We start from the raw sequence: 12,720 nt of genomic DNA on the forward strand, positions 1-12,720 counted from the left end.
CAAGCCGTCGAAAACTGCTTTCCCGGCTTTCAAAAAAGCCCCATTAACTCACCAACCAGGATTTCGCTTCCCCGTGCAAAGGTCTCCTTGTGGGAGAAGGTGGATTGGCGCGCAGCGCCAAGACGGTTGAGGGGTGCTGGCCGGAGCGCTGTTGGTGCCAAGCTGGAACACCCCTCATCCGGCCGCTTCGCGGCCACCTTCTCCCACAAGGGGAGAAGGGAAAGCCGCACGAAGCGGCTCGCCCCTGGAATGGTAAGGGTGAGGGGCGGCGCCGACCTGACGCGATTATTTGAGGCGTAGCCCTATTTTGTTCTTGCTTTGTGCCGGCAGCTATGCTACTAATTTCGGTATGGTGCTAATTGGCTCCAACGACCCGCCGCATGGTGGGTTTTTTGTTTCACCTGAGATCGGGCGAAGATCACAACAGAATTACGACCGTCGAGATTACCCCAAACAGTGCGATCAGCAGAAAGTCGGCGATCCGGTAGAGTTTCAGTGCCGCCGGATGTCAGGGGATAGAGTTCTGGTCGCTTGCGAAGCTGGAGATTGTTCGTGGACCAGGCGGTAATCGTCTATCTTATTCTCAATGATGGTCAGTTTGGTGCCGCTGACGAACGCGAATCCATTTATGCGCTCGAGGATCGGCTAGAGAAAGCTATCGAGGATGCATCGGTCGGCGAGTTTGACGGTGACTTGTTTGGTGAAGGCGAATGCATCCTCTACATGTATGGGCCAAACGCTGAACGACTTTTTGTCGTAGTCGAACCCTTATTGAAATCTTCTCCCGTAGCTGCCGGTGGGTACGCGATCAAAAGGTTTGGCGTGGAAGCCGATCCGAGCGCAAAGGAAGTCCGTGTTACCTGGTAGGTCGGGTTTTCCGACCCATTCGGACGTTCACGCGGCGATGACGATCACCGCGATGATCCCGAACAGCGCGATCAGCAGAAAGTCGGCGATCCGGTAGAGTTTCAGCGCCCGTCGGATGTCGGTGCTCTCGACATCATCGCGCCGGCCGCCTTCTCCCATCAATGCGTCTTCGACCATGACGCCGTCATAGGAACGGGGGCCGGCGAGCGCCAGGCCGAGCGCGCCGGCCATCGCTGCTTCCGGCCAGCCGGCATTGGGCGAGCGGTGTTTTTTCGCATCGCGCCGCACGGCGTGCCAGGCGCCCTTGGCGTCGGCGCCCTTGACCAGGAAAGCGGCGAGTACGATCAGCAGCGCCGTCAGCCGCGACGCCGGCAGATTTATCCAATCGTCGAAGCGCGCAGCCGCCCAGCCGAAGGCTTCGTGGCGCGGGGTGCGATGGCCGATCATCGAATCGGCGGTGTTGGCGGCCTTGTAGGCGACGCCGCCGGCGAGCCCGCCGATACCGAGCCAGAAGGCCGGAGCGACGACGCCGTCGGAGAAATTCTCGGCCAGGCTTTCGATCGCGGCGCGGCAGACAGCGGCCCTGTCGAGCTTTTCCGGGTCGCGACCGACGATCCGCGAGACGGCAATGCGGCCCATATCCAGTCCGCCGCTGTCGAGTGCGTCGGCGACCGCTTCGACATGCTCGGCCAGGCTCTTCTGCGACAGCAGCGACGTCGCCAGGATTGCGGTGACCAACAAGCCGAGGGGAATGCTCCAAAGCAAGGTTTCGAGCCAGAGGGCGAGGGCGGCCGGCACCAGCACGATCACCAGCAGCGCGAAGACGCCCCAGCCGCGACGGTGGGCGTCGGAATCAGTGGCGCGGTTGAGCCTGCGGTCGAGAAAGGATATCAGCCTGCCGAACCAGGTGACGGGATGGCCAATGGCATCGAAGAGCCGGGCCGGGTAGCCGAGTACAAGTTCGATGGCCAGCGACAGGAAAGTGATCAGGATCGGCATGAAGTCTCTTGATGGAGTGACGGCGGCAGTGGACCACGGCGGAAGCCTTGGCCGGGCGAGGGCGCTTTTCCCTCAGGCGCCGCTGCCTTTCGTCGACCTCTCGACCGGGATCAATCCGCACTCCTACCCGCTTTTCGATTTGCCCGCCACCGCCCTGTCGCGATTGCCGGAAACAGCGCGCAGCCGCGACTTGGCTGAACGCGCGGCAAGCGCCTATGGCGCCCCGTCGGCGGCGAATGTCGCAGCGGCGCCCGGCACGCAGATCCTGTTGCCGCGCGTCGCTTCCCTGGTCAGCCCGGGCACGGCGCTGGTGCTCGGGCCGACTTATGCCGAGCATCGGCGGGCAGCGGCGATCGCCGGCCATGCGGCGGCTGAAGTCGATGATTTCGAAGCCCTGGCGGCGGCCGACCTTGCCGTCGTCGTCAATCCCAACAACCCGGACGGGCGCGTCGTCGAGCGCGAAAGATTGCTTCGACTTGCCGGGACATTACGCGCCAGAGGCGGGCTGCTGGTCGTGGACGAGGCCTTCATGGATGTCGGCCCGCGCAGCGAAAGCCTGGCCGGCGACATCGACCAGGGCGGCATCGTCGTGCTGCGTTCGTTCGGCAAGTTCTTCGGCCTGGCCGGCCTGCGGCTTGGCTTTGCACTGGCCGATGCGCTGACGGTCGAGCGGCTGGAGGCGCAATTCGGGCCATGGGCGGTTGCCGGGCCGGCGCTCGAATATGGCATAAGGGCGCTTGCAGATACCGGCTGGCAGGCCGGGATGCGGCGCCGTCTGGCCGAGGATGCCGCACGGCTCGATACGCTGTTCGGCCGCTTCGGCGTGCCTGTCGCCGGTGGCACCGCGCTGTTCCGCTATATCAGGGTGGCGAACGCTGCCGGCCTGTTTTCGGCGCTTGGCCAGCGCGGCATCCTGCTTCGGCATTTCGCCGATCGTCCGGATGTGCTGCGCGCCGGCCTGCCGGGAGCCGACGAAGAATGGCGGCGGCTCGAATCCGCACTTGCCGGCTGGGCCTCGCGGCGCGACGATGATGCCAAGGGAGAAACGATCCAATGATCCATGTCTGCTCGCTGTCCAAAGTCGAGGAAACGGTAACGAAGACCGGGGCCGAGCAGCTGCTTTCGCTGCTTGCCGCCGGAACGGAGGTGATGCGACCGGCCTCGATCACCAGGGAAAACCATCTGCATCTGGTCATGCACGACATTGCGGTAGCGCAGGAGGGCATGACCATGCCGGGCGAGGAGCATGTCTTGAATCTGCTCGATTTCGCACGCCAATGGGATCGCTCGCGGCCGCTGGTGGTGCATTGCTATGCCGGCATCAGCCGCTCGACCGCCTCGGCCTACATCATCGCGGCAGCCTTGGCGCCGAAGCGCGACGAGGCCGAACTGGCCGACACGCTGCGCGCGCTGTCGCCCACGGCGACACCCAATCCGCGGCTGATCGCAATTGCCGACGTGCTGCTCGATCGCAGGGGTCGGATGATCGAAGCGATCCAGGCGATCGGGCGCGGCGCGGATGCTTTCGAAGGCACGCCGTTCGAATTGAAAATCTGAGCTTAAAAACAAATTCCAGGAAAATGCGCAGGAGTTCTAGGACACGGCCAAGGGGCGAATGATGATCGGCAGAATTTTGGCCATCGTTGTTGGCGTGGTCTGCGCGACAGGCAGCGCCATGGCCGCGTCCATGCCGGCTCTCAAGTCGATCGACCTGGCAGCGCTCCAAGCCACTGTCGAGGGTTTGGCCAAGGAACTTATGCTGCCCGGTGCCATGGTTTTGCTCAAGACTCCGCGGGGCAACCTCGTCTTCGGCTACGGTACGACTGAACTGGGTGCCACGAACCCGCCGCGCGCCGATACCCACTTCCGTGCGGCCTCGAACACCAAGACGATGACCGCCGCTGTCATCGTGCAACTGGTGCAGGAAGGGAACTGAGCTTCGCCGATCTGATCTCGAAATACGTCCAGCGCGTTCCCAACGGCGACGAGATAACCATTCGGCAGCTCATAACAATGCGGAGCGGCCTCCCTAACTTCACCAATGCGCCGGAACTTGCCGAAAGCCTGGACAAGTATCCTTACAAGGTATGGACCGCTGATGAAGTACTCGGCATGGCGTTCAAACGGCCGCCGGACTTCGCGCCGGGTGCCGAATTCGAGTACAACAACACCAACTACTATCTGCTCGGCCTTGTTGCCGAGAAGATCGACGGCAAGCCGCTCTCGACCATCTTCCGGGACCGCCTGTTCGGGCCGCTCGGCATGAAGAACACGGCGTTGCCGCCGAGCACGTCGAACGCCATCCCCGAGCCATACTCAAACGGATATCTCTACGGCAGTACTTCGTACGCCCTGGCTGATGCGCCCTATCCGGACGACCTCCAGGCTGCGGCCAGGGCGGGAACGCTCAAGCCCAACGACGACACATGGCAGAACCCGTCCGCCTACTTTGCGGCTGGCGGAGTCATCTCCACCGCGGATGACCTTGCGACCTGGATGCGCGCGCTGGTCGGGGGCAAGCTCTTCAATGCCGACTTCCAGCGGCAGTGGCTTGCAAGCCCTGAGGCGCCGGAGCCGGGCGAACCCGCCATGCAAAAATACGGCTATGGCATCCTAACGCTGACCTTCGGGCCTAACGAAATCTACTATCACGAAGGCGAGATGCCCGGTTACCAGTCCTTCATGGGCTACGATCCGGCCAATGACGTCACCCTGGTCATATGGACCAACCTGACTCTCGCGCTCGACGGCCAGGCGACCGCCAACACCTTGATGGTGAAGATACTGGACGAAATCTACACGGTGTCGCCGCTTCAAGAGGTGAAGTGAGGATCCTCGCGCGCGAATGGAATCGCCCTCGTGAGCGAGGCCTGAGTTGGTGGGATCAAACACCTACGCCAGCCAATCCGCCAGCTTTGCCTTGCCCACGTCCCTCAGCAGGCCGATGAAGCCGTCGGCCTGATGCTCGGCGGTGAGCCGGCCTTTTTCAGCGGTGGCAATGCTGGCGTCGCCGACGACGCCATTCGGGTTGAGATCGCTGGCGATCCAGGCGAAGGCGTGCGTTCCGGTGTGGCGCAGCAGCGCAAATTCCTTTTCGGCGCTGGCGACCTTGGACACGAAATTGTCGGCCTTCCCCATATCGACGAGGTCGGGCCGGAAGTGCAGCATCAGCGAGGTCTCGACGTCGCCGCCATGGATGCCGTGGCGGTCCTCGAGCTCGGTGTACATGCCGGCCGGCCGGCCAAAGCGCTGCCAGCTGGTCTTTACCGCCAGCATCTTTGCCCGCACACGCAATTCGCGGGTGACGATGCCCATGATCTCCTCATTGCCGCCATGCGAGTTGACGACAATCAGTTTTCGGACGCCGGCGCGCGCGACCGACAGGCCAAGTTCGGTCCACGCCTCGACCAAGGTCGTCGCCGGCAAAGTGAGGGTGCCCGGTGCGTGCAAATGCTCGTTCGACTTGCCCACCGCCTGGACCGGCAGGATGCGGATGTCGAGATCGCCGGGCAGGCGCGCGATCACCGTTTCCAGCATGCCGTTCATGATCGAGGTGTCGGTCGAGACCGGCAGATGCGGGCCGTGCTGCTCAATCGCCGCCAGCGGCAGAACGGCAATGGTCGCTTCAGGATCGACGGTCGCGTATTCGGTGGTCCGGTAGTCACCCCACCATACGCGTTTTTTTGCAGCGGTCATGTCATGCCCTCTTGAACCGACAAGCCCAGACCTAACGCGGGAACGATCGGCTGTCGATCATCCCGCCGCAATGACCTCGATCTCGACCTTGAATTCCGGCCGGGCAAAACCGGACACGATCATCAGCGTCGAGGCCGGCGCCGGGCTGGCGAACAGCCGGTCGCGAACCTCCATATAGGGCCGCAGGAAGGCGCGGTCGGTGACGTAGGTGTTGATGCGGACGATGTCGGACAGGCCGAGCCCGGCCTCGCCGAGAATCGCCGATATGTTCCGGAAACAAAGCTCGGCCTGTGCGCCGGCCTCCTCGGGGATCTGGTCGTCCGGGGTGATTGCGACCTGGCCCGAACACAGCACCAGCCGCTTGCCGGGCGGCAGTTCGACGCCATGGCTGTAGCGGGCGAAGGGCGGCTTGATCGACTTCGGCGTGAGAAATTTGAACATGGCAATCTCCGTTCACGGCAGCCTAAAGCGGGATCGATGCGGGCATCAAGATGGCGGTGCATGTCACGAGGGCGATTGTGGACAGGCGATCAAAAAATAGGCACGATGCCTTTCGTACAGCATGACCCGTCCGGCCTTCGCGCCGCCATTGCTCAGGCGGGCATTGCACAAGCGGGCGGTCCCGGCGCAACGCGCCGGTGGCATGTGTCTTGCTTCTTGAAACAATGGTGTCGAGCCCGGTGCGTGACGCGCCGGAGCGAACAAAGGGTGGTGTGGATGTACGGAAAACTCAAGATTTCGGCGGGCGTGATCGTGCTGCTTGGCGCAGGCACGCTTGCCGCGGCAGCGAACGAAAAAGTCACCTTCGGCACCAACTGGCTGGCTGAGCCGGAGCATGGCGGTTACTACCAGGCCGTGGCGGACGGCACCTATGCGGCCTGCGGCATCGACGTGACGATCATGCAGGGCGGCCCACAGGTCAGCGGCCGGCCGCTGCTGCTGGCCGGCAAGATCGATTTTTACATGGGCGGCAATCTGCTGTCGGCCTTCGATGCCGTGCAGCAAGGCATACCGATGCGCGTCGTGGCGGCCGACTTCCAGAAGGACCCGCAGGTCATCATGTCCCATCCCGGGCAGGGGCTGGACAAATGGGAAGACCTGAAGAACGCCGACCAGTACATCCTCGGCGACGAAGGTGCGCAGACCTTCTTCCAGTGGATGGTCACCGACCTCGGCTTCGACGCCGCCAAGCGCGCGCCCTACACCTTCAACCCGGCGCCGTTCATCGCCAACAAGAAGTCGATCCAGCAGGGTTACGTCACCTCGGAGCCATTCGCCGTCCAGAAGCAGGGCGGTTTCACGCCGAACCAGTTCCTGCTGGCCGACTATGGCTGGGACACATATGCAACGACGGTCGAGACCATGCAGGAGACGGTCGACAAGCGGCCCGAGGTGGTCCAGTGCTTCGTCGATGGCTCGGCCAAGGGCTGGTACAATTATCTCTACGGCGACAACAAGGCCGCCAACGAGATGATCAAGAAGGAAAATCCGGACATGACGGATGAGCAGATCGCCTTCTCGATCGAGCAGCTGAAGAAGTTCGGCGTGGTCGATTCCGGCGACAGCGAAAAGCTCGGCATCGGCGCCATGACCGATGCGCGCATCCAGAGTTTTTACGACAAGATGGTCAAGGCCAAGGTCACACCGGCGGGCATCGACATCAAGAAGGCCTACACGCTGGCCTTCGTCAACAAGAGCGTCGGGCTCGACCTGAAGAAGTAGGCCGTGAAGCTGGAGAAAGTGGCGCAACAGCCAGGAAGCGTATCGGGGCCGACGCTGTTGGCGCTGCGTGGCGTCGGCAAGGTTTTTTCCAACGGCGTCACCGCGCTCAGCAATGTCGAGCTGACGATCCGGGAGGGCGATTTCCTCAGCCTGCTCGGGCCGTCGGGCTGCGGCAAATCGACGGCGCTGCGGCTGATTGCGGGCCTGTCGACGCCGACCTCGGGCGTGCTCGACTGGCGCGGCAGCGGCGCCCTCGAGCGTTCGACTATCGGCGACCGTTCAAATATCGGCTTCGTCTTCCAGGAGCCGACGCTGCTGCCCTGGGCCGACGTCTTCGACAATGTCTGGCTGCCGCTGCGGCTGAAGGGCGTGTCGCGTGCCAAGGCGGCGCCGGCGGTGATGGAGATGCTGGCGCGGGTTCACCTGACCGGCTTCGAGAATGCCGTGCCGCGCGAACTGTCCGGCGGCATGAAGATGCGCGTCTCTATCGCCCGCGCCATGGTAACCAAGCCGCGCATTCTGTTGATGGACGAGCCGTTCGCCGCACTCGACGAGATCACCCGCTTCAAGCTCAACAACGACCTTCTCGAGCTATGGCAGGATGAGCGTTTTACCGTCGTTTTCGTCACCCACAGCGTCTTCGAAAGCGTATTCCTCTCCAACCGCATCGTCGTCATGGCGGCGCGGCCGGGCCGGGTGTTTGCCGAGCTTGCCGTCGATGCATCCTATCCGCGCGACGAGGCGTTTCGCACCTCGCCCGACTATGCCGCGCTCTGCCGCCAGGCATCCGACGTGCTGATCGGCGCCATCAACTCAACTGCCGGACCGCATCATGACGGCCATTGAAGAACCAGTCCTGGCGCTCGACCCGGAGGAGGCGCGCCGCGTCCGCCAGGAGCGCTTCGAGCGCATCGGCAGATGGCTGCTGCCGCTGGCGATCATGATCCTGGCCATCTGGCTGTGGGACCGCGTCTGTGTCTGGAACGACATTCCGAAATACATCCTGCCGCGCCCCGGCGTGGTGTTGCAGACGCTGCACGACGATGCCGGGCTGCTGTTCTCCTCGCTGCTGGTGACACTCAGGATCACCTTCTTGAGCCTGCTTCTCGCCGTGGTCGGCGGTGTCGGGCTGGCAGTGCTGTTCGCTCAGTCGAAATGGGTGGAGATGTCGTTCTTTCCGTTCGCCATCGTGCTGCAGGTGACGCCGATCGTCGCGATCTTTCCGCTGATCAATATCTATGTCGACAACCAGACGACGAAGCTTTTGCTTTGCGCCTGGATCGTCGCCTTCTTTCCGATCCTCTCCAACACCACGCTCGGCCTCAATTCCGTCGATCGCAATTTGCGCGACATGTTCAAGCTCAACGGCGCGACCCGCTGGCAGCAATTGCGCTATCTGCGGCTGCCGGCGGCGATGCCTTATTTCCTCGGCGGGCTGAAGATCGCCGGCGGCCTGTCGCTGATCGGCTCGGTGGTGGCCGAGTTCGTCGCCGGCGCCACCGGCCAGTCGTCCGGCCTCGCCTCGCGCATCATCGAGGCCGGCTACCGGCTCAACGCACCAAGACTGTTCGCGGCGCTGATCCTGATCTCGCTAACCGGCATCCTGATCTTCCTGGTGCTGTCGCTGATTTCGCATCTCATTTTGCGGCGCTGGCACGAGAGCGCGCTGAGGCAGGAGCGGTGATGGTGAGCAGCGCCGCCTTGATACCAGCTTCTGGTTCCTACCATCTTTCCAACGTCCGGCTTCACGCGTCGCTGACGCCGGGGCTTGCGGCTGCCTTTGGCGCCGACGGATTTGCGCTCGCGGACGTTGCCGTCGCCGATGGCAAGATCTCCGGGATTACGGCGCATCGATCCAACGCACCGGCGGACGCCACCGATCTCGGCGGCCGCATCGTGCTGCCGTGCTTTGTCGACTGCCACACCCATATCGACAAGGGCCATATCTGGCCCCGAAAGCCCAACCCGGACGGCACCTTCATGGCCGCTTTGAACGCCACCGGCGCCGACCGCGCGGCGCGCTGGAGCGCCGACGACGTTGCCCGCCGCATGGATTTTTCGCTGCGCTGCGCCTACGCGCACGGCACCAGGGCGCTGCGCACGCATCTCGACAGCGTCGCGCCGCAGGAAGAGATCTCCTGGCCGGTGTTCGAGACGATGCGGGAGAAATGGCGCGGCCGCATCGAGCTGCAGGCGGCCTGCCTGCTCGGCATCGAGGGCGTGCGCGACAGGAAATGGTTCGAGAGGCTGGCCAAACGGGTGGCTGCCGCCAACGGTGTCCTCGGCGTCGTCACCTATATGGTGCCGGATCTCGAAGAACTGCTCGACCAGGTGTTTGCGCAGGCGATCAAGCATGGCCTCGACCTCGATTTCCACGCCGACGAGACCGACGATGTCTCGGCGATCTCGCTGAAGAAAATCGCCGAAGCAGCCCTTTGGAACGGTTTTGACGGGAACATCCTGGTCGGCCATTGCTGCTCGCTGGCACGCCAGCCCGACCTCGACGTGCTCGACACGCTGGATAAGGTCGCCAAGGCCGGCTTGGCGGTGGTGTCGCTGCCGATGTGCAATCTCTATCTGCAGGACCGGCGAGGCGACAGGACAACGCCGCGCTGGCGCGGGGTGACGCTGCTGCACGAGATGAAGGCGCGCGGCATTGCCGTCGCCGTCGCCTCCGACAATACGCGCGACCCGTTCTACGCCTATGGCGATCTCGACATGCTGGAGGTCTATCGCATGGCGACGCGCGTCCTGCATCTCGACCATCCCGTCGCGGACTGGCCGCAAGCTGTCACCGCAACGCCGGCCAAGGTGATGCGGCTCGATAATTTCGGCACGCTTGCCGCCGGAGCGCCGGCCGATTTCGTCGTCTTCAGGGGGCGAAGCTGGACGGAATTGCTGTCGCGGCCCGAATCGGATCGCATCGTCGTGCGCGACGGGCATGCGATCGAGCGCCAGCTGCCCGATTATGCCGAACTCGATGATCTGATGGTGGAATGATGGATATTGCGGCGCTCAAGCGCGACCTGGACGGCCTCAAGGTCGATGACCATCCGGCCATCGTCCAGCAGAAGAGCCGCGACTTCTACTGGTACAGCCCGGTGCTGAAGCAGCAGCTCGAGCACGTCACCGGTGACCTGATCGTGACGCCGAAAACCGAAGACGAGGTCGTCCGCATTCTCGCCGCCTGCCACCGGCACGGCGTCCCGGTGACGCCGCGCGGCAGTGGCACCGGCAATTACGGGCAGGCGATGCCACTGTCCGGCGGCGTGGTGCTCAATCTCGCCGAGATGAACGCGGTCAAGATGATCGCGCCGGGCCGTGTCGTCACCGGCCCCGGCGCCGTGCTCGCCGACATCGACAGAGCGACGCGGGCGCATTCCGGCCAGGAGCTCCGCATGTCGCCGTCGACCTACAACACCGCATCGATCGGCGGCTTCGTCGCCGGCGGCTCCGGCGGCATCGGTTCGATCCGCTGGGGCGGACTGCGCGACCTCGGCAACGTCATCCGGCTGAGGACCGTGACGATGGAGGCTGAGCCGCGGGTCATGGAGCTCACCGGCGAGGACGTGCTGAAGGTGATGCACGCCTACGGCACCAACGGCATCATCACCGAAGTCGAGATGCCTCTGACCGCCAGCTATGACTGGATCGACGTCATCGTCGGCTTCGACGATTTCATGGATGCGGCTGGCTTCGGCAACGATCTCGCCATCCAGGACGGCATATTGGCGAAACTGATCACGCCGATCGCAGCACCCATCCCCTACGATTACTTCAAGCGCCACCAGCGGTTTTTCCGGCGCGGCCAAAGCATCGTCGTCTTGATGATCGCGCCGCATGCGATGGATGCCTTCCTCGCCTTCACGGCGCGCAGCAAGGGCGAGATCGTCTTTCGCGCCGACAAGGAGGCCGATCTCAAAGGGCTGCCGCCGGCCTATGAGCTGACCTGGAACCACACGACGCTGCGTGCCATCCGGGTCGATCCGACGATCACCTATCTGCAGACCCGCTATCCGTCGCCGGACCACCTCGGCCACGTCAAGGCGATGGTCGACCGCTTCGGCGACGAGGTGCCGGCGCATCTCGAGTTCATCCGCTTCGACGGCGCCATCGGCATCGCCGGGCTGCCGCTGGTCCGCTTCACCACGGCGGAGCGGCTCGACGAGATCATCCGCATCCACGAGGACAATGGCTGCTGGATCTTCAACCCGCACCGCTACACGCTGGAAGAAGGCGGCATGAAGCGCACCGACGAGGTGCAGCTCGCCTTCAAGCGCGAAACCGACCCGCAAGGGCTGCTCAATCCAGGCAAGATGATCGCCTGGGAAAACCCGGACTATGATTATCGCTCCGGCAAGTCGTTCCTGTTCAAGGGGCTGGAGAAGGCGGGTTGAGACGATGACGGGCGAGTGGCGCTGTACCCCCCTCTGGCCTGCCGGCCATCTCCTCAAGGGGGGAGATTGGCAGTTCCATCGTCTCGACCATCTTCCAACGTCGTCAACTGGCGAAAGCGATACTGACAGCCGATCTCCCCACTTGGGGGGGAGATGCCCGGCAGGGCAGAGGGGGGTGCTTGGTGCCGACTTGCGAGATGTTCTCCTGTGAACGTCTTCGTCCTCTACGCTCATCCTGTGGAGACCAGCTTCAACGCCGATCTGCACCGGACGATCATCGAGCGGCTGAAGGCCGCCGGCCATGTCGTCGACGACTGCGATCTCTATGCGGAGGGTTTCGATCCCAGGCTGACGCGGGCCGAACGGCTGTCCTATCACGACGAACGCAGCGACGGCGATCCGGCGTCAGCCTATGTCGAGCGCTTACTGCGGGCCGAGGCGCTGGTGCTGTCGTTTCCGGTGTGGAACTTCGGCTATCCGGCCATTTTGAAAGGCTTTTTCGATCGCGTCTTCCTGCCCGGCGTGTCGTTCAAGCTGGTCAACGGCAAGGTGCAGCCGTCGCTGCACAACATTCACAAGGTCGCGGCGGTCACCACCTATGGCGGCAGCCGGTTCCGCGCCATGCTGATGGGCGACCCGCCGCGCAAGCTGGTCAATCGGGTGCTGCGCGCCACCATCAAGCCTGGCGGGTCGGTCTCCTATCTCGCGCATTACTCGATGAACCTGTCGACGAACGAGACGCGGACGAAATTCATCGCGAAGGTCGCTGCCAAGATGGACGCGTTCTGACGCGGGAGGGGACTTTTCCTTCTCCCCTTGTGGGAGAAGGTGGATCGGCGCGTAGCGCCGAGCCGGATGAGGGGTGCTGGAAGAAACGCGGCGTGGGAAGATTGGGACGGGAGCGCTAAACGCTAATTCCGTTGAGGTAGCGATCCTTCCAACACCCCTCATCCGACCGAGCTTCGCTCGGCCACCTTCTCCCACAAGGAGACCTTTGCACGGGGAAGCGAAATCCTGGTTGGTGAGTTAATGGGGCTTT

Annotated in this window: 12 protein-coding genes and 1 pseudogene; 10 read left to right on the forward strand and 3 right to left on the reverse strand. The window is 63.4% G+C overall.

The annotated features are described in order from the left end of the window. Nucleotides 1–552: 552 nt before the first annotated feature. Nucleotides 553–867, forward strand: a complete 315-nt coding sequence (locus NKI29_RS32655; RefSeq protein ID WP_352470255.1) for a hypothetical protein — start codon at nucleotides 553–555, stop codon at nucleotides 865–867. A gap of 27 nt (nucleotides 868–894) precedes the next feature. Here NKI29_RS32655 and cbiB read toward each other — a convergent pair whose 3' ends face one another. Further along, nucleotides 895–1,866: an adenosylcobinamide-phosphate synthase CbiB gene (gene cbiB, locus NKI29_RS32660; RefSeq protein WP_352798602.1), complete on the reverse strand. Its 972-nt coding sequence runs from the start codon at nucleotides 1,864–1,866 to the stop codon at nucleotides 895–897. On the opposite strand from cbiB, the gene cobD reads away from it, so the two are divergent. The 3 genes and pseudogenes from cobD to NKI29_RS32675 all read left to right on the forward strand — a co-directional run bounded on the left by cobD (nucleotide 1,865) and on the right by NKI29_RS32675 (nucleotide 4,695). Then, the gene (gene cobD / locus NKI29_RS32665; protein WP_352644808.1) at nucleotides 1,865–2,923 is read left to right on the forward strand and encodes a threonine-phosphate decarboxylase CobD; all 1,059 of its coding nucleotides are present in this window, start codon (nucleotides 1,865–1,867) and stop codon (nucleotides 2,921–2,923) included. The two genes, cbiB and cobD, sit on opposite strands and share 2 nt — an antisense overlap. Next, nucleotides 2,920–3,423 carry a tyrosine phosphatase family protein gene (locus tag NKI29_RS32670; protein ID WP_352798603.1) on the forward strand — a complete coding sequence of 168 codons (504 nt, stop codon included), beginning with the start codon at nucleotides 2,920–2,922 and terminating at the stop codon, nucleotides 3,421–3,423. The genes cobD and NKI29_RS32670 overlap by 4 nt, the downstream gene beginning before the upstream one ends. Nucleotides 3,424–3,637: 214 nt before the next feature. Continuing rightward, nucleotides 3,638–4,695, forward strand: a pseudogene (locus tag NKI29_RS32675) (serine hydrolase domain-containing protein). A 63-nt stretch (nucleotides 4,696–4,758) separates the two neighbouring features. Here the strand turns inward: NKI29_RS32675 and NKI29_RS32680 are convergent. After that, complete coding sequence (locus NKI29_RS32680) at nucleotides 4,759–5,562, reverse strand: creatininase family protein (RefSeq protein WP_352644804.1); 804 nt, start codon at nucleotides 5,560–5,562, stop codon at nucleotides 4,759–4,761. Nucleotides 5,563–5,619: 57 nt separating this feature from the next. Beyond that, complete coding sequence (locus NKI29_RS32685) at nucleotides 5,620–6,003, reverse strand: RidA family protein (RefSeq protein ID WP_352617542.1); 384 nt, start codon at nucleotides 6,001–6,003, stop codon at nucleotides 5,620–5,622. Between the two features lie 276 nt (nucleotides 6,004–6,279). Here NKI29_RS32685 and NKI29_RS32690 point away from each other — a divergent pair, with 276 nt between their 5' ends. The 6 genes from NKI29_RS32690 to NKI29_RS32715 all read left to right on the forward strand — a co-directional run bounded on the left by NKI29_RS32690 (nucleotide 6,280) and on the right by NKI29_RS32715 (nucleotide 12,470). Then, nucleotides 6,280–7,284, forward strand: coding sequence for an ABC transporter substrate-binding protein (locus tag NKI29_RS32690; RefSeq protein WP_352617544.1), 1,005 nt, complete (start codon nucleotides 6,280–6,282; stop codon nucleotides 7,282–7,284). 3 nt (nucleotides 7,285–7,287) lie between these two features. Then, entirely contained in the window at nucleotides 7,288–8,130 is an 843-nt protein-coding gene (locus NKI29_RS32695) for an ABC transporter ATP-binding protein (RefSeq protein ID WP_352617546.1), read from the forward strand. Next, entirely contained in the window at nucleotides 8,117–8,968 is an 852-nt protein-coding gene (locus tag NKI29_RS32700) for an ABC transporter permease (RefSeq protein ID WP_352644799.1), read from the forward strand. The genes NKI29_RS32695 and NKI29_RS32700 overlap by 14 nt, the downstream gene beginning before the upstream one ends. 17 nt (nucleotides 8,969–8,985) lie before the next feature. After that, on the forward strand, nucleotides 8,986–10,284 hold the full coding sequence (locus NKI29_RS32705) for a cytosine deaminase (protein ID WP_352798604.1): 1,299 nt from the start codon (nucleotides 8,986–8,988) through the stop codon (nucleotides 10,282–10,284). Further along, entirely contained in the window at nucleotides 10,284–11,681 is a 1,398-nt protein-coding gene (locus NKI29_RS32710) for an FAD-binding oxidoreductase (RefSeq protein WP_352617684.1), read from the forward strand. Before NKI29_RS32705 ends, NKI29_RS32710 begins: the two co-directional genes overlap by 1 nt. Before the next feature lie 207 nt (nucleotides 11,682–11,888). Further along, nucleotides 11,889–12,470, forward strand: coding sequence for an NAD(P)H-dependent oxidoreductase (locus NKI29_RS32715; protein ID WP_023676544.1), 582 nt, complete (start codon nucleotides 11,889–11,891; stop codon nucleotides 12,468–12,470). The last annotated feature ends 250 nt before the right edge of the window (nucleotides 12,471–12,720 follow it).

The sequence above is a fragment of the Mesorhizobium sp. M0678 genome (genome assembly GCF_040320505.1).
Taxonomy (GTDB): Bacteria; Pseudomonadota; Alphaproteobacteria; order Rhizobiales; family Rhizobiaceae; genus Mesorhizobium.